At 50.3% G+C, this 16716-nt stretch carries 15 protein-coding genes; 4 read left to right on the top strand and 11 right to left on the bottom strand.

What is annotated here, in order from left to right; genetic code table 11:
- Positions 1 to 37: 37 nt before the first annotated feature.
- Both PQI28_RS10080 and PQI28_RS10075 read right to left on the bottom strand, forming a co-directional pair.
- On the bottom strand, positions 38 to 1717 hold the full coding sequence (locus PQI28_RS10080; protein WP_339963212.1) for a sensor domain-containing diguanylate cyclase: 1680 nt from the start codon (positions 1715 to 1717) through the stop codon (positions 38 to 40).
- Positions 1718 to 2012: 295 nt separating this feature from the next.
- On the bottom strand, positions 2013 to 2843 hold the full coding sequence (locus tag PQI28_RS10075; protein WP_339963211.1) for a DegV family protein: 831 nt from the start codon (positions 2841 to 2843) through the stop codon (positions 2013 to 2015).
- 160 nt (positions 2844 to 3003) lie between these two features.
- On the opposite strand from PQI28_RS10075, the gene PQI28_RS10070 reads away from it, so the two are divergent.
- The 3 genes from PQI28_RS10070 (at position 3004) to PQI28_RS10060 (ending at position 6846) form a co-directional block, all read left to right on the top strand.
- Entirely contained in the window at positions 3004 to 3702 is a 699-nt protein-coding gene (locus tag PQI28_RS10070; RefSeq protein ID WP_214693849.1) for an ABC transporter ATP-binding protein, read from the top strand.
- Positions 3703 to 3714: 12 nt separating this feature from the next.
- On the top strand, positions 3715 to 6036 hold the full coding sequence (locus PQI28_RS10065; protein WP_339963210.1) for an ABC transporter permease: 2322 nt from the start codon (positions 3715 to 3717) through the stop codon (positions 6034 to 6036).
- Positions 6037 to 6120: 84 nt separating this feature from the next.
- Positions 6121 to 6846, top strand: coding sequence for a DUF4261 domain-containing protein (locus tag PQI28_RS10060; protein ID WP_214693859.1), 726 nt, complete (start codon positions 6121 to 6123; stop codon positions 6844 to 6846).
- 37 nt (positions 6847 to 6883) lie between these two features.
- On the opposite strand, the gene PQI28_RS10055 is transcribed toward PQI28_RS10060, so the two are convergent.
- The 5 genes from PQI28_RS10055 to PQI28_RS10035 all read right to left on the bottom strand — a co-directional run bounded on the left by PQI28_RS10055 (position 6884) and on the right by PQI28_RS10035 (position 9751).
- Entirely contained in the window at positions 6884 to 7156 is a 273-nt protein-coding gene (locus PQI28_RS10055) for a GNAT family N-acetyltransferase (protein ID WP_339963209.1), read from the bottom strand.
- Complete coding sequence (locus tag PQI28_RS10050; RefSeq protein ID WP_339963207.1) at positions 7157 to 8050, bottom strand: DUF5996 family protein; 894 nt, start codon at positions 8048 to 8050, stop codon at positions 7157 to 7159.
- Between the two features lie 14 nt (positions 8051 to 8064).
- On the bottom strand, positions 8065 to 8466 hold the full coding sequence (locus PQI28_RS10045; RefSeq protein WP_339963206.1) for a (4Fe-4S)-binding protein: 402 nt from the start codon (positions 8464 to 8466) through the stop codon (positions 8065 to 8067).
- 87 nt (positions 8467 to 8553) lie between these two features.
- A complete protein-coding gene (locus tag PQI28_RS10040) occupies positions 8554 to 8880 on the bottom strand; it encodes a thioredoxin family protein (protein ID WP_339963205.1) in 327 nt (108 codons plus the stop codon).
- A 19-nt stretch (positions 8881 to 8899) separates the two neighbouring features.
- Entirely contained in the window at positions 8900 to 9751 is an 852-nt protein-coding gene (locus PQI28_RS10035; RefSeq protein WP_339963204.1) for a DegV family protein, read from the bottom strand.
- A 241-nt stretch (positions 9752 to 9992) separates the two neighbouring features.
- On the opposite strand from PQI28_RS10035, the gene tnpB reads away from it, so the two are divergent.
- On the top strand, positions 9993 to 11081 hold the full coding sequence (gene tnpB, locus PQI28_RS10030; RefSeq protein ID WP_339963203.1) for an IS200/IS605 family element RNA-guided endonuclease TnpB: 1089 nt from the start codon (positions 9993 to 9995) through the stop codon (positions 11079 to 11081).
- A gap of 215 nt (positions 11082 to 11296) precedes the next feature.
- On the opposite strand, the gene PQI28_RS10025 is transcribed toward tnpB, so the two are convergent.
- From PQI28_RS10025 to PQI28_RS10010, 4 genes are all read right to left on the bottom strand, one after another.
- The gene (locus PQI28_RS10025; protein WP_339963202.1) at positions 11297 to 11716 is read right to left on the bottom strand and encodes an RDD family protein; all 420 of its coding nucleotides are present in this window, start codon (positions 11714 to 11716) and stop codon (positions 11297 to 11299) included.
- A 14-nt stretch (positions 11717 to 11730) separates the two neighbouring features.
- The gene (locus PQI28_RS10020; RefSeq protein WP_339963201.1) at positions 11731 to 12807 is read right to left on the bottom strand and encodes a nitric oxide synthase oxygenase; all 1077 of its coding nucleotides are present in this window, start codon (positions 12805 to 12807) and stop codon (positions 11731 to 11733) included.
- 219 nt (positions 12808 to 13026) lie between these two features.
- Positions 13027 to 15948, bottom strand: coding sequence for a type I pullulanase (pulA, locus tag PQI28_RS10015; protein ID WP_339963200.1), 2922 nt, complete (start codon positions 15946 to 15948; stop codon positions 13027 to 13029).
- 174 nt (positions 15949 to 16122) lie between these two features.
- Entirely contained in the window at positions 16123 to 16692 is a 570-nt protein-coding gene (locus PQI28_RS10010; protein WP_339963199.1) for a hypothetical protein, read from the bottom strand.
- Positions 16693 to 16716: the final 24 nt, after the last annotated feature.

The following is a 16716-nucleotide window of genomic DNA, read 5'->3' as shown; positions in this document are numbered from 1 at the left end:
TACAAAAGGAGGATCCGCCATATGGTGGATCCTCCTTTCATCTGACTTCTGTGGATAGTTCTTGATAGTGGGCGACCCGGTCACGACCATTGAACTTGGCCCCGACATACATGGCTCGGTCCGCATGCCGGAGTACCGTATCCAGGTCTTCATATTCATGAATCGTCTCGATTCCAATACTCGCCGTCACCGTGATGCGCGTTCCTTCTGTACCAAAATCATGGCGTCTCAGCGCTTCCCGTATCTTTTCGCCGACCAGTTGGGCTGCCGCCTCATCCATTCGGGGGAACACGAAGACAAATTCTTCCCCACCATACCGCGTCACCAAATCCGTCGCCCGAACGCTGCGCGTGAACAATTGTCCGGCCTCAATCAACACTTCATCCCCGAACGCATGTCCATACGTATCGTTGATTGACTTGAAATGATCCAAGTCGACGAGGAAAAGCGAGAGCGGATAGGATGCCACGTCATTCAATCGTTCTGTCGTCCAGCTACGCAACGCCCGCTGATTATGTAGGCCCGTCAACGGGTCCGTCAAACTCTCATGCTGCAGGCGGTCCCGCTCATCGATTCGCTCGATCGACCACGACAACGTTTTAAGGAGCCGGTTCACTTCGATGGCAATCGGCGTCTCATACGCGCCGTTGGCTGTCGTCGATACCATACAGCTGACTGCCGTTTCCGCTCCCCAAACGGGCTGGATGACGAGCGCTGAATGATGCAACTCTTGCTGCTGTTGCTGTAGCTCGGGATGCCATTCATGTAACGAATCATAGACGAAACATGGCTCATCCTCGTCTTGATAACGCTCGATTGTATAGGCGTCTGGCACACTCGGGATGATGCGTCCCGTCATGTCATAAAACGTCCGCTCCCCGTTTCGGTTGACCTGCAGCCAACCGCGTTCGACTTCCACGACGTCACGCAGTCCGTTCCAAAACTTTTCAATCAACAGTTGTTCGCTATCGACACGGTATAGCTGTTCTTTCAACCGCTCGACCTGATCGACTTTTGTTTTCGTCTCTTCCGTCTCCGTCGCTTTCGACATCGACATCTTCAGGACGGATAAAATGAAGAACGTGACGATGAGCCCGACGTACCCGAACACGAGATACGATTCGATGGCAATCATCGTGAACAACAGTTCGAGCGACACGACGAGCCAATCAAATCGAATCAATCGCCACATGATTGGGAACGGGATCCGCTCCCCGACCATGAAGTAAGACAAGACGAAACTCATCGTCAGGACGAGGAAAAGTGTCCCTAAGAACGCCAACATCGCTACTCCCTCTTGCATCAAATGAACAGGCTCCCCGATGCGTCCACCGAGCCCGATATAAGCCAGACCCGGCAACAGGACGAGCAGACATTCGATTACTGTATTGAGCGGATAGAAATGTAAGAATCGCCGACGCCCTACCCTACGATTGAACGTTCTCGCCTGAAATGTGAATAAGAGCAACTGCCCCATCAAGAGTGCCGGGGCGAGACCGTACAAGAAGAACGTGATAAAGACGAACATCTCATGGAACGTAAAATGGAGATGTCTACGCTTTAGCGGGTTCATGACGAACAAAGCGCCTAGCGTATAGATAAACCAAAACAACGACCAGTCGAACGATTCCAGGTGGTGTAAAGTCAAATACGTCACACCTGTGAAGACGATTGCCCACGCGAGCCAGCTCCGAACTAGATACTTCCGAAATCGCATCGTCTTCTCCCCTTTTCTCGTTCATTTTTTCTAGTATGACCCGTAATGCAAAAACATTCCAGCAATTGTTTGAAAGTTGAGACAATGAAATATTGAAAATATTTCCAATAAGAGGTTTTATAGACAACAAAGTCGGCAACAGTCAAAGAAAGGAGGCTTACGATGGACCTTTCCATGTTTCTCATCACGTTCCTATTGATTTATTCGCTGACAATCACTTTTCTATTTTTACGAAGGCAAAAACAGAATTGAAACATACAAAAGGCGATTCTCTCACGAGAACCGCCTTCACGTCTTATTTCGCTTTCAAATACGAGATTCCGATCGACCCAGATCCCGTATGCGCCCCGAGGAGCGGGGCAAGTGTGTCGACACGAATCGGAATCTGATCACCAAGTCGCTCTTTCCACTCTTGTGCGAGTTCAGGAACGTTTCCATGGAAAATCGAGACGTCTTTACACTCACCAGACTCAATCGCTGCACGCAACACTTCAAATAAGTGAGCCTGTGCTTTCTTATACGTGCGGACCGTCTGATACGGGACAATCAACCCGTCCTCGAATCGGAGCACCGGTTTCAATTGAAGCATGTTCCCGATTAACGCCTTCGATTTTGAGATGCGTCCGCCTTTTTGCATCTGCGTCAAATTTTGCAGAGTCAGCTCAATCCGTACGTCTTCAACACGTTCCTTCATGTAGGCTTCCACGTCTTCGAGCGCATCGCCTCGTTCGACACGTTCAATCAACTCTTCAAGCATGAGCCCCATCGTATAGATCCCCGCTCGTGAATCAATGGCGAGTAACTTAAATTCTGCAATCTCAGCACCTTGTACAGACGCCGAGTACGTTCCACTCAAGTCAGAGGACAGGTGAATTGCAATCCCCATGTCGTACTCTTCCTTCAACTTCTCATACAGTGTGACAAAATCTCCGATGGCTGGCTGGCTCGTTGAAACGCGCTCCCCGGCATCAATCCATTCATAGACGGTCGTGGCATCGACTTCAATCCCGTCTTTATACGGTTGCTCCCCTTTGACGACATAGAGCGGGACGATATGAATGTCTGGGTGGTTCACTAAAGCATCTGGAAGGACGATCGTGCTGTCCGTGATGTATGCAATCTTCATGAAAAGTTCTCCCTTAAAAAAGTTTTTAGTACCTGGTTATATTATTTTATCACAGGTGAAGCGGTTTCACTATTTTTTCAAAACATCCTATGTGCAACTTGTCCAATCCGACTTTGAAAAGGGTACATGATACATAACGAACAAAGGAGGCGAACGACAGATGATTCAGCTCGAGAACGTCAATAAAATCTATAAGACCGGTGACGTGGAAACGGCCGCGTTGAAAGAGATTAACCTAAGCATTCGTGACGGCGCGTTCGTCGTCATCCTCGGACCGAGCGGAAGCGGGAAAAGTACGCTACTCAACGTCATCAGCGGACTCGATACCGTGACGAGCGGCAAAATCACATTCGGAGATACGGTGCTCACCGACTTGTCCCCCGAACAGATGACGGCGTTTCGGCGCGACCACCTCGGATTCATTTTTCAACAATACAATCTCCTTCAAAACTTGACCGTCTATGAGAACGTACAAATCGGGTCCGATTTGACGAAAGACCCGCTCCCCATCGATGAGTTGCTCGACCAAGTCGGGCTCGCGGCAGCGCGTGACAAATATCCATATCAACTATCCGGGGGCGAACAGCAACGGGTCTCCGTCGCCCGAAGTCTCGCTAAAAATCCAGCAATCGTCTTCTGTGACGAACCGACGGGCTCGCTCGACGAGGAGAATTCGAAGAAGGTGCTCGAGCTGTTGGAGCGACTGAACGAGACGTATCAGAAAACGATCGTCGTCATCACGCACAATAACGGAATCAGTGACATGGCGGACGATGTCATCAAAATGAACTCCGGTCGAATCGTCGAAGTGACCCATCACGACACCCGCGTCGCGGCACGTGACATTCGTTGGGGATAATGAGGTGGCGACATGCTGTACAAAAACGTGTGGAAGACGCTCAGTAAGAAATGGATGCAACTGCTCGCCATCGCCATCATCATCGTCATGAGTTCACTCACGTACACGATGATGTTCTATGGAATTAGCGGAATCGAAGTTCCAACCGAAGAATACTTGGAAGAATCGAACCAGGAAGACTTCGCCATCGAGATGCTCAACCGGGTGACGGAAGAAGAATTACGTGACCCCGATGTCGCCGCACTCGCCGAATCCGGAATGTTCACACTAGCTGACATTAAGCAGGCAGACGAGGAAACGTTCAATCGTTTGATTGCATCACGCATCGATGCGGTCGAACAAGAGATGCCAGAGGCGACGATTGAACTCCGTGACCTAAAAGCCATCACGTACACACTCGGTGACGCGGAACATCGCGGTCTCTTGCTAAAAGAATCCGATACAATTAACCGCTCCTATGTGGAGGCAGGAGCAAGACCAAGCACGAACGACGAGGTCGCCCTGAACAAAAAGTATGCTGAAGAGAACGGGATTGAAATCGGGGACACAATCGATTTAGGAAGACCGTTCACCGTCAGCGGGTTCGTTCTCTTTCCGGACTATACCCTCCCCCTTTTCGACGACAACTTTTTCAATCTAGATCCCGGCTCCCAAACGCTCTTACTCATGACAGATGAATCGTTCGAATCGACCGTCGGACAAGAATCGTTCCGCCTCTCCGGTGTGACGGACCAGACCGTCATGACCGATCTCGACCTACCGTTTGTCGTGTCTGTCATGGAGACGGAAAATATTATCCGAAGCGGTGCGATTTATAGTGAAATCTCATCTGGGAAAGCGATGGCGCTCGGACTCAGCCTCTTTATCGTTTCCATCGCCGTTATCATCGTCGCTATCCTGATCTCGAATATGCTTGAGGCGGAACGCGGTCAAATCGGACTGTTGAAAGCGATCGGATACAGTCGTCTACAAATCGCAGCACCTTATCTCGTCCTCATCTTAATCTTCGCTTTCTTCATGCTGATCATCGGCTATTTCCTTGGTCTTTATTTCGCAGACCCGTTGAAAGAACTGTATCTCGATTTTTATCTCTTACCGTCCATCACCATCGCCCAGAGTCCGCTCGTCTTTTTGACGGCCGTATTTGCGCCACTGCTTTTCTTTGCACTCGTCGCAGGAGCGGTCATCTACAAGATCATGGGAGAAAGCGCCCTCGCCCTCTTATCGCCTCGGGACAATGTTTCCTTGAATCGCCTGAGTCGGCTCGTTAGTCGACTATTGAAACGCGCGAGCGGCAAGACGAAGTTCAAATACTTGTATGCGGTCAAGAGCACGGGAAGCTTCCTCATTTTCTTCCTCGGCATCTTGTTCTCGACCATCCTCATCGTCTTCGCCCTCATGATGAACGGGGCTGTCGATCGAATGACCGTGGGTGGTTTGAATGAAGCAGTGTATGAATACGAAGCCTATACGGACGGTTCACCGCCAATCGAAGACGGACAAGAGCCGTTCCTCACTTATCCGTTCGCATTTGTTGAAGAGAAATTGATTACGTTGAAAGGTTTAGAGATTGACAACACCTTGTTCCCGCTACGTAACGAAGATGGTGACACATTGACACTTGAACCCGACGGACTGATTGTCTCCTCGTCACTCGCCCTCAAACTCGGACTTGAAGTTGGTCAGGACATCGATGTCGAACTGAACGAGGAGACGCTGACCTATCCGATTGTCGGGATTGCCGATGAATTCTCTGGAGACTTCGCCTATTTGCCCCGGGCGACGCTAAGTGAACTGCTTACCGACGGCGCGACGGACGAGTTGTTCAATGGCATTTATGCGACGGAGCGCCCGAACGACTCAGACTATCCGACCATCCTGTCCCGTCAAGGGTTGATTGAACAATCCGAGTCCATCAATCAATATATGAACTTCATGATGAATGTCTTGATTGGTGGTGCGTCTCTCATCGCCTTCAGCATTCTATTCGTCCTGACGGCGCTGACGGTCGAGAAGAACTACTACGTCATTTCGTTATTAAAGGTTATGGGATACCAAAAACGGGAAGTCCGTTCGATGATTCTAAACAGCTACTTCATCTATGCGCTCGTCTCGGCCCTCTTAAGTATTCCGATCGCCTTGTTGACGCTTCGGGTCATCATCGTCGTATTCGCAGAGGATTACGGGCTTGTCCTCCCGCTTGAATTCGAATGGATGTATATCGTCTATACGCTCGGTGCGGTCGTTCTCCTCTTCTTCTTGAGCACGTTCGTCAGCCGACGGAAGATTGATCAAATCCCACTTCAGGAAGTATTAAAGACATATCAAGAATAATTTATGCCAAAATAGGGCATAATAAGAGATAGACCAGGCCTCTCTAGAAGAGGGGCCTGACTTTTGCAGAAAAGGATGATTGACATGAATCGTACACAAGTAATGCTCGCCATTCCCGGGAACTGGTCTTCCGCGGAAGGCGTGAACGAACAAATCAGTTTACATAGTGAAGGCTACACGATGGCCGGCTTATTGCTGCTCGAAGATGAGACGGGCAAAGCGTTCACCGTAGAAGTCGTAGAACGTGACCCGGCTCTTGCCGAGGCCATGATCCACGCGAGTTCTGGTGGATTCACACCGAAAGTCGCAAAAGGAATCGCCCGTCACACGCATGTCGTGTACTTGATTGTCGACGTCAACGATTTGACAGACGTCGCCGCTGCGCGTCGTGCCGCAAACGCTGTCTTGAATGCCGGTGGGGTCGGCGTCATGGTCGAGTCGGCTGGTGTTTCCTTCTCGAAAGACGAATGGCAAGAGTCTAAAGAAGAAGACCTTGCGCTTGACTACTCGCTATTGACGGCAATCACGGAAGAAGAGAATGCTTATATGTCTTGGGGAATGAAAGCGTTCGGACATGCAGACGTGGCCGTACCGATGACACTCGAGATCGAAGATGCCATCCACGTGATTCACTCGTTCAACTTCCACCTCATCTCAGGCGGGGCGATGTTCGGTGATGGCGACCATTTCGCATTCGAAGACGGACGTGCTTTCACGGTCGAGATGGGTGAAGACGAGCGGACGACAATCGACAACTTATTGCATAACCCGTTCGGATTAATCTACCTCGTCCCGCAAGCAGCAGAATAACTCGAAAATGGAGCGCCCGATGGCGCTCCATTTTTATTTATGTCGCCAACACGTCGTGATACTCCTCGTGACGGTCGAACTGATTTTTCGTGAACGGACAGAGCGGGATGATCGTCTTCCCTTCTGCCCGTGCATATTCGACGACAGTAAGGACGAGCTTCTCCCCGATTCCTTGTCCTCTCAGGTCGTCACTCACATACGTATGGTCGACAATGAGTTTGTCGGGGCCCGTCGGTACATAGTGCAGCTCTGCCGATGGCTCAGCCTCGTCCCCAACAAAAAACGTGTTTTCTTTTTGTTTGATCTCCATTCACTCAGCACTCTCCTCGTCTAGTTTTAGCGGGATGAAGAAATGATCACGCGTCGTCCAGTCCATCTCACGCATCAAGATATCGAACGAGGTGGACAAAAAGTTTTGGACATGATCACTCGTCGCTTCATCAAGTGGCAAGAAAAATTCGCTCTTCTCCGCGTCATAATAAGCCGCTTCCGGTTTCAACGTATCCGTCGGTAACGGTCTGAACAAAAACGGATACGGCAACACGAAATAACTCGGACGATCCGTCACGTCGTCTCCGAGCCAAAATCCAAATTCAATCAACTGTTCATCAAAGGCGACACGTTCGATTATCTTATCTTCCGGAAACGGATGTTCAATCGGGTAGATGACGAGTGACGAGACATCAAACGTTCCCCAAAAGAGGGCCGGTTTGATTTTCCGACATCGCAACTTCGATAAATATGTCAGTTGTTCGTGCGCCGCCCGCTGAAACAGTCTCAATCCTTTCCGAGCATACGTCGCGTCATAGGCGAGCGGTGTCTCATCCGTATCGAGTAACCCTTTGAAGGCCATCTCTTGTGGTTTCGGATTGATGGTGATGTGTACCCCGTGTTCACGAAGGCGCGCGAACAAGTCATCATGATAAGACTTAATCGTTTTTCCAGCTTCAATCGGAATGGCGTCCGTCTGTTCCTCGACATGGACGACGAGGCAAGACGTCAATAGGTCCACATCAATCTGTAGCGCACGCTCTCCTTCAAATAACAACCCTGTCGTGAAACCTTGCACCGTGAGCGGCAACGAGACGTGCCCCCATTGCGGTTCTGGTGGTGCCAGTTTGAGCTTAATTTTTCCGAGAAGCTGCGAAATCAAGTGTAAGGTCAATTTCGTATCGTGCCATTCTGAATGCACTGGAATGTGCATCCCCCATCATCCTCTCATCCTTTACACGCACCACTATGGTCACAAATCGGACGTTTCCCAGATTGCCCGCATCCACATAGTGTCGCCCGGTAAGTCGAAATGACCTCATCGCCTTGATCGATTTGAAGATCACCCCGCACTTCGATTTGTTGCCAATCGTTCAATTTTACGGATGTCGGTACATCTGGTGTCTCCGCATCCCCTCCATCTTTTCGGACGAATTGGAGGGCACCGCTTGGACAACGTTCAATCACCGCCGCGACATCTGGGGCCTCGGCACCATCTGGTAAAATCCACGGTTTTCGTTTCGTATCAAATACTTCCGGTAGCCCACGTACACATTCTGCCGCATGTACACAGATCGACACGTCGTAGTACACATCAATCGATTCTCCCACGTATTGCTTGCCTCGCATCGAATCACCCCTTATGTGTTTGCGGGTCTTTACCCGTTCACCTACGAAAAAAACCCACCATCCTCTAATTCGGATGATGGGTTAATCTCAGGCTTGTCTCATTTCTTGCATGCGTTCGAGTTGATGTGTCAATTCACCAATTGGGACGAATCGCGCCCGGCGTAGCATCTCTTTCCCATTGATGAAAAAGAGGACGACCGGTACCGTGAAAATGGAGAAGGATCCCGCAACTTCCGGGACTTCGTCCGAATCCACCGCGACCGCCTCGATGTCAGGGAATTGATGAAGCATCTCTTCGATTTGAGGTTTCAGCGCATGACAGACACTGCATCCCGGATGAGAGACATAGACGAGCAGTTGTTCCGTGCTCGTAATCCGTTCATTCAATCCAGTCAAGGTTGTCATTGCTTCCATCTTACATTCCTCCTGTTGATTAAGCGTCGAGCCACAAAACGCCGACCGTCTCAAACCCGGCATGTACGGCGATCGATGGACAGAAGCGTGTCCGTACCACTTCAAGACCCGGTAACTTCGACTCGATGAGCGCGACAAAATCATCTTGCATCTTCGGTGCGAGTGCTGTCTGGACGAACACCCGGTTATCCTTCACACCGTTCTCCGCATGACGACGTTCGAGTTCGCCGACCATCTCTGCATAAGCCTTCTTCAACGAGCGTGCTTTTTTGAACGGGATGACTTTCCCTGTCTCATCGAGCGTGATGATTGGTTTGATGTTCAAGATGTTCGCAAGGAACAGCTCACCCGAAGAAACGCGACCGCCGCGGCGCATCGTTTCCATGTTTCCGATAATCATGAAGAAGTTTTTCTTATCGCGCCATGCCTCGAGCAAGGCGACAATCTCTTCGACGGATTTGCCTTCTTGTTCAGCAGCTTTCCCGATTCGAACGAGTTCTTGTTGCGCTTCGAGTGCGGCATGCGAGTCGATCGTATACACTTTGAAGTCAGCCGCCTCTGCCGCTGCCTTTGAGTTTTTCGCCGTACTGCTCAATCCGTTCGAACAGTGGACGGCGATGGCGCAGTCATATCCTTCTTCTTTCAAGCGCTCGTAGCGGCCGATGAAATCTCCGAAAATCGGTTGTGACGTCTTCGCTTCTTTCTTTTGGTCAATCATATACCGATGCAAGTCTTCAAGCGAGAGATTGGTTTCTTTATAGCCGTTGCCATCCACAATCAATTGAATCGGGACGATATCTACACCGAGACGTGATGCCTCTTCTTGTGAGAAGTTGGCCATACTGTCGGTAATCCATGCGATTTTTGTCATAACTAAAAAGCCTCCAATGGTCGTTCATTTTACTAAATCAGGCGAGAATTCTCCCTCCTCTAAGCGTCTCGGGGCGTATCCCGGCGTAGGCGGGAGATGAATCGCCCGGTCCAATAGTCTTCTCCTCCTGTGACAGATATGACGAACAAAAGTTCGTGATTCCGTCAGATTCTCCCTCCCCCTCCGCGGGTAACGGATGAGGAAGACACATCACGATCTTCTGGAGGGAGAAGGGACGGACATGCTGAAAGGTTACACATACAGGCTCCACCCGACGCCGGCACAGGCCGAGTTCCTCATCAAGACGATCGGCTGCGCCCGGTTCATCTACAACAAGCTGCTCGAGGACCGTATCGCCATCCGCGAGGAGGCGAAAACGGGGAGCGGAACGAGACGGAAACCGGCGACACCCGCCTCCTACAAGCCCCTCTTCCCGTTCCTCGCCGAGGCGGACAGCCTCGCGCTCGCGAACGCGAAGCTGAACCTCGACACCGCGTTCGCGAAGTTCTTCGCCGGGACGGGCGGCTTCCCGGTCTTCAAATCGAGACGACGGTCGCGCGCCTCCTACACGACGAACAACCAGCACGGCACGATCCGCATCGAGGACGGCAAGGTGAGACTTCCTAAAATCGGCTTCGTGCGGTTCACCCAACATCGCCCGTTCGAGGGCGTCATCCGGTCGGCGACGGTCTCGATGACAAGGACAGGCAAGTTCTTCGTCTCCATCCTCGTCGAACAGGACGATGAACCATGGATCCCAGCCGAGAACAAGGTCGGGATCGATCTCGGTCTGGAACACCTCGCCGTCATGACGAACGACGCGATGGTATCGGAGAAAATCGAAAACCCACGTTTCCTTCGACAATCCGAAGCGAAGGTCAAGAAGGCGCAACGGGCGCTGTCGCGAAAGAAGATCGGGAGCAAGAATCGTGAGAAGGCCAGGTTGATCCTCGCCAAGAAACACGAAAAGATTGCCAACCAACGCAAGGACTTCCTTCACAAACTATCGAGACGGATCGTTGACGAGAACCAAGTCATCGTCGTGGAGACATTGAAATCGAGCAACATAATGAAGAATCGACGCTTAGCCAAATCGGTTGGCGATGTCAGTTGGTACGAATTCGTCCGGCAACTCGAATACAAATCAAACTTCTACGGACGGACGCTCATCAAGGCGGACCCCTGGTACGCATCGACACAAATCTGTTCTTCTTGCGGCGTCAAAGGCGAGAAGAAGACGATGGATGTCCGTGAATGGACGTGTGCCTGTGGCGCGCACCATGACCGTGACATCAACGCGAGCATCAATCTGTTGATGCTGGCAAACTAAAACGAATTCCTTCAGGGTGGGAACCACCCAACGAGCTTGGTAAACAACCGTAGCTGGTAAGAGCACGGTCTTCCCAAGAAGCTCCCCCTTCAATTTGCGAAGCAAATAAGTGGCGAGTAGTTCACTCCAACCTCATTATACCTTATTTTCTATACCGATTCCTAGCCGACCGAATGAGACACAAAAACAGAGCGACACGCGGCCGCTCTGTTTTTTCACTTGGTCGAGATGAGTTTCGTATGGGCGAACTCGTCATGCGGCAACTCAAGGTCTTTGTTCGACTTCATCTGCTGGAGTGCACGGATCAATGGAATTCCAAGCGTCGCCGGATAGACGACATCTTTATAAAGTGTCCGTTTGACGACTTGCTCGAGGGAGAGCGGACGTCCGTCCGCACTCACGACTTTAATCCCGACGACTCGGTCTCCGAGTGTCTGACCGTTTTGATACAGCATACAGTAAACCTCTCCGGCCATCGTCACAACGGTCGGCAAGTAATACCGCTTCACTTCCTTGTCGGGCCATACCTTTTTACGGATGGCCTTTTCAATCAATTTGGCCGGCGTCTGAAAAACAACTTGGTCGATTTGACCGGCGACGGCTCGTTTCCAAAGTGGGACTGCCACAGCAATCATCCTTTCTCTCGGTTCTAGCCTTTTATTTCCTCTTTTACCGGCTGACGAAACCCAGAGAACGGACATCCGCTTCGTGCGAACAAGTTCGGCGTTTTGATGATGTTGTCATAATGTTCATGAAAGACGTGCGTCGTCGCAGGCGATAGAGGGGGGATGAGCCAGCTCCACTGCCCTGTGACCTCACGCCCCGCTTCCCGTTCATTCTTTTCGAATCGTTTGAACTGTTTGGCGGCGGTATGATGATCAACGATTGTGACACCCGCTCGCTCGAACGACTGGAGGACGGCGATATTCAATTCAATGAGCGCGCGGTCCCGCCAGAGCGAACGCTCTTTCGACGTGTCGAGCCCGAGCGAGCGGCCGACGAGCGGCAACAAGTCATAGCGGTCCGTGTCTGCCAAGTTACGGGCACCGATCTCTGTCTCCATATACCACCCGTTGAACGGCACTGACGTAAAACGGAGACCGCCGATTTCCAGTTCCATGTCGGCGATGGCCGGAACGGCATGCCATTTGATCGGACGACCATCAAACAAGTCAAACTCCTCGTGAACGATCTCTACTTCGAGCACGGCATTACTCGGCAAGTCATATAGACGAACGTCCTGACCGTCCGTAATCACGAGCGGTAAAATATCAAACGGCGTGCCGGCCCCGACCCATCCAAGCTGTTCGGCCCGTTTCGTCATCGTCACGGACATCGGGTCCCCGATGATTCCGTCCGGTGTCTCATATCCGGCATACCGAATCAGCTGCGTGTTCAACAGTTTGAACTCGTTCGGAAGGACCGTCATCGTCGAGCGGATTTTCCCTCCGTTTGTGGCGAAATGAAGATGTTCGACAAGCCGCGCGTAGACGTCATCAAACGTTTTCGAATCCCGGGCATCGATCACATGAAGCGTCTGCCAAAACAATCGTCCGATGCAACGGTTTGAGTTCCGCCATGCCACTTTTGCGCCTTCACACAACTCTTCCGTCGTCAACGAATACGTACCCGTGCGTTCAATTTCTTGTTCGATTTCTCGCAAACGTTCGGAAGGGTCGTCTTGCCACTGTCGCATCCACTCGCTCGCTTGTTCATACAAATTCATATCTTAAGTCTCCTCATTTGTTCTCTCTTCTCCATCTTAGAGAAAAGGAGACCTTCGTTTCAACTATCCGTTCTCGCACGTGACAGGTTAGACTCACAATCACTCTTCCTAAAAATCGTTTATGAAAAGTTGAAATGACCAATTTCGAAACAACATTCATCTGGCGTCTGCAATTTCCCCATACGAAAACCCCACTTGTTTACAAGTGGGGTCAATGAATTAGTTACGCTCGAGGACAAACGTATGGTATGCAGGGACTGTGACTCTGCCCGTCGTACGTTTGATTGTCTTCGTTCCAGCGCGGTCCCCGTCGACAATCACGTTCCACGTTCCTTTTGGAAGTTTCACGGATACAGCGTTCGGGTTTGCGTTATGTGTGATGTACAAGTCGTTCTTTTGTCCTGGTGCGTCTTCATCAATCAAGTACGTGATGACGTTCGCCTCAGACTTGTAGAATTTCAAGAAGCGCTTCACATCAGCCGCTTTCGTCATGCGGAGACCAGGATTTGCTTTCCGCATCTCAATCAAGCCTTTCATGTATTGGACGTCCGCCTTACGGTCGGCTGCCCGCTTCCAGTCGAGCTGATTGATTGAATCCGGTGATTTGTACGAGTTATGGTCGCCTTCTTTCGTACGCATGAACTCCTGACCAGCGTGAAGGAATGTCGTACCTTGGCTCGTCAAGAGAATGCTTGAAGCGAGGCGGTGCATGTCTGTACGCACTTCTTCAGAAGCGTCAGGATTCGTCAACTCCAACTTGTCCCAAAGCGTATGGTTATCGTGTGCTTCGACATATGTGATTGCTTGCGTCGGTTCTTTCGTGAACCCTTTGATCATGTCGTTATACGTGATTTCCCCGACGATTCCTGTCTTCACGCGGTTCTCCATGCCTTCTTTTCCATTGATGAAGCCATTGTCCTCATCATAGAAGACGCTACCTTTCAATCCGTCACGAATGTTGTCATTGAAGTGAGCAACACCAGGCATGTCGTAGGCGTTCTTTTGGTTCGCTTTGAGTTCAGCGTCAAGTGGCGTGCCGAGATCCCAGCCTTCACCGAAGACGAGAATCGATTTGTCGACTTTATTCAATTCTGCACGAACTTTGTTCATCGTATCGACATCGTGGATTCCCATCAAGTCGAAGCGGAAGCCGTCCCAATGATATTCTTTTGCCCAGTAGACGACTGAATCGACGATGAGTTTTTGCATCATCGCACGCTCAGACGCTGTATCGTTCCCGACACCTGTTCCGTTTGCGAAGTCGCCACCTGCCGTATAACGGTAGTAGTAACCCGGTACGATTTTGTGAAGGTTAGATGCTTGCGCGTCGAACATGTGGTTGTAGACAACGTCCATGACGGCACGTAAGTTGTTGTCATGTAGCCCTTGAATCATTTCTTTCATCTGACTGATCCGCACTTTGGCATCGTATGGGTTTGTCGAATACGATCCTTCTGGTGCGTTGTAGTTTTTCGGATCGTAACCCCAGTTATATGTCGCCGTCGGGTTCGTTTCGTCGACAGAAGCCGTGTTGTAGTCATAGACCGGGATGAACTGAACGTGTGTCACGCCAAGGTCTTTGACGTGGTCGAGTCCCGTCTTCGTCGCTGTCTTCTTCCCGTTCTCAATCAAGCGAGTTCCTGGTTGAACGACACCGAGGTATTTGCCTTTATGGCGGATTCCTGAATCATATGTGTTCGATGTGACATCAAAAATTGAGAAGTCGCGGACGTGTGTCTCATAGATGATGGCGTCCGTCGCGTTTTTCAACTTCGGCTTCATCGAGTTCCAACGTTTCGGATCTGTTTCTTTCAAGTCGACGATGACCCCTTGGTCACCATTTACACCGACAGCTGTCGCATACGGATCGACCGCACGGACTTTCCCTGTCGCATGTGTCACTTGATACGTATACCCGACACCGTCGAGGTCGCCGCGTACTTCAGCCACCCACGTGCCACGTTCCCCACGTTTCATTTGGATGACTTTTTTCAAGTCTTTGTCGTTCGCTGGTCGGTCTTTCGGCATGTTCCACAGCTCGAGCTCGACTTGTTGAGCCGTCGGTGCCCAAAGAACAAATTGTGTTTTTGATTTTTGGTATGTGATGCCGAGTTTCCCATTATAGGCATACTTCGCATCAAACTCTTTCGAGCGGAGTACTTTTCCTGCTTGAAGCGTCTGTTCACCAAACTCAGGATGTGAGGCTTTGATGACTTTTGCTAAATCGATATCTTCTTTGAATTCGATTGTGACTGACTTGTCACCAGCCTTTGTGATGGCTGCGACAGTTGCACCATCTACCGTCACTTCATCGATGAACGCATCCGTAATGACGCGGTTCGTCGTGAGCGTTGCTTGACGGAACGTGTCCGCCGAGAATGAAACGAGTTTCGGTGAGCGATCGATTTCAGGCTCTGAATAGTAAATCGTCGAATCTCCTTCAACGAGCCAAATTTCTTTCGCTGAACCAAGAACGAAGCGGTCTTCCCCGTCTTTCTCCGTCCATTCTCCTTTTTTCGTGATCAAGCCCATAAGTTTTTTAGACTCCGGGTTGGCGAGCTTGACGTTTGCCACGCCACCGAATGCATCCGTCTCGTCAAACGCGATGCTCTGACCGTCCCCACCGTCTGGCCAAGCCCATAGGCCCCAGTCCGTGTATGTATTGTCGTAACGGAAATAGTGAACTTTCATATCGATTTCCGTTGAAGCCGTCTCCCCGTCCGGGTTCGACGTATAAATCTTCGGATCACCTGACTTGATCCACACTTCTGCGACACCATCTTGAATCATGTCGCTCGTGATGAAGCGGTCATTCTCTGACCCTTTATCTTTGTCCCAGTTGTCCGTTCGAACGATGAGACCAATTTTTTCAGGTGAATCGACCGGGAATTCGTAAGCCGCCACCTTTCCGAATGCATCTTCCCCATTAAATGTGAAGCCTTTGTTCGGGAAGTAATCTGGGCCGTTCGCCCAAAGCCATAAGTTCCAATCCTTTTCGTTATCCGGCGCCTCTTGATAATGGACGACGACGAGTGTCGACTTTCCTTTATCTAAAGCGGACGTCGGCATCGGAAACATTGACAGAATTAGTGCAAACGTTAGCACAACTGCCCATACGGGTTTCCATTGCTTTTTGACCATGAGGGTCCCTCCTTGTAGCACTATTTTGAGAAAACGCTTACACAAAAATTGTAAACGGTTTCCTTTAGCGAAGCAACGTTATTTTAGAAAAGGGTCAATTGGCATCATTCTTCTTACAGATTGTCTAAGAACAATGAACTAAAAAGCGGATGCCGATTATCATCGCGGAATCCGTCAGAGCTTATTCCATTCCTCGAGTGACTCCAAATACCACCGATAGCTTATCTTGATTTCTTCATCTGTCAAATCGGCTGGCAAAAGCGAACGTGGCACGAGACCTGTGAACTTGGCGCCTCCGACATGAGCAAAAATATAAGAGCCGACTTGCTCCGACATGTATCTCGTCAAAAAGCCGGTCACATACTTTCCATCCTTGCTCTCGAAGACGATGTCGAGTCGACGTCCTTCCTGTTCATCGATGATCAACTGGTTGTATCGCCGGTGTTCTTCGTCCTTATGCTTATACACCGTCCCACGTCTTGCGTTGTCATCAATCTCCCACTGATGATTTTTTCTCTCTTTCGCCGTGAAGATTTTCTCGAGTATTCTTGGGTCATCAATCGTTAAGCAACAAAAGATATGTTCATACGACAGTTGATCGTCGTTCACTAAGTCCATGATGTCCGTCTTCGGGATGATTCTTGCCTTATAGCGCACCATCACACGCCGGACGACTTCTTCCTTATCAAAAATGAGCCACTGCTTCCGACGTTCAAACTTTTCATGTAGCATCTTATAATTCATACGACTCACCTCACGTTTCAGCAT

Origin of the sequence: Exiguobacterium sp. USCH10 (genome assembly GCF_037619445.1) — a bacterium.
In the GTDB taxonomy this organism is placed as follows: Bacteria; Bacillota; Bacilli; order Exiguobacteriales; family Exiguobacteriaceae; genus Exiguobacterium; species Exiguobacterium aestuarii_A.
Note: the sequence above shows the minus strand (reverse complement) of the source record. Positions and strands in the feature narration are given on the sequence as shown.

Excerpts from the sequence above, each read along its gene's own strand:
- PQI28_RS10080 (WP_339963212.1), bottom strand. The coding sequence starts at position 1,717 with ATGCGATTTCGGAAGTATCTAGTTCGGAGCTGGCTCGCGTGGGCAATC.
- PQI28_RS10075 (WP_339963211.1), bottom strand. The coding sequence starts at position 2,843 with ATGAAGATTGCATACATCACGGACAGCACGATCGTCCTTCCAGATGCT.
- PQI28_RS10070 (WP_214693849.1), top strand. The coding sequence starts at position 3,004 with ATGATTCAGCTCGAGAACGTCAATAAAATCTATAAGACCGGTGACGTG.
- PQI28_RS10065 (WP_339963210.1), top strand. The coding sequence starts at position 3,715 with ATGCTGTACAAAAACGTGTGGAAGACGCTCAGTAAGAAATGGATGCAA.
- PQI28_RS10060 (WP_214693859.1), top strand. The coding sequence starts at position 6,121 with ATGAATCGTACACAAGTAATGCTCGCCATTCCCGGGAACTGGTCTTCC.
- PQI28_RS10055 (WP_339963209.1), bottom strand. The coding sequence starts at position 7,156 with ATGGAGATCAAACAAAAAGAAAACACGTTTTTTGTTGGGGACGAGGCT.
- PQI28_RS10050 (WP_339963207.1), bottom strand. The coding sequence starts at position 8,050 with ATGCACATTCCAGTGCATTCAGAATGGCACGATACGAAATTGACCTTA.
- PQI28_RS10045 (WP_339963206.1), bottom strand. The coding sequence starts at position 8,466 with ATGCGAGGCAAGCAATACGTGGGAGAATCGATTGATGTGTACTACGAC.
- PQI28_RS10040 (WP_339963205.1), bottom strand. The coding sequence starts at position 8,880 with ATGGAAGCAATGACAACCTTGACTGGATTGAATGAACGGATTACGAGC.
- PQI28_RS10035 (WP_339963204.1), bottom strand. The coding sequence starts at position 9,751 with ATGACAAAAATCGCATGGATTACCGACAGTATGGCCAACTTCTCACAA.
- tnpB (WP_339963203.1), top strand. The coding sequence starts at position 9,993 with ATGCTGAAAGGTTACACATACAGGCTCCACCCGACGCCGGCACAGGCC.
- PQI28_RS10025 (WP_339963202.1), bottom strand. The coding sequence starts at position 11,716 with ATGATTGCTGTGGCAGTCCCACTTTGGAAACGAGCCGTCGCCGGTCAA.
- PQI28_RS10020 (WP_339963201.1), bottom strand. The coding sequence starts at position 12,807 with ATGAATTTGTATGAACAAGCGAGCGAGTGGATGCGACAGTGGCAAGAC.
- pulA (WP_339963200.1), bottom strand. The coding sequence starts at position 15,948 with ATGGTCAAAAAGCAATGGAAACCCGTATGGGCAGTTGTGCTAACGTTT.
- PQI28_RS10010 (WP_339963199.1), bottom strand. The coding sequence starts at position 16,692 with ATGAATTATAAGATGCTACATGAAAAGTTTGAACGTCGGAAGCAGTGG.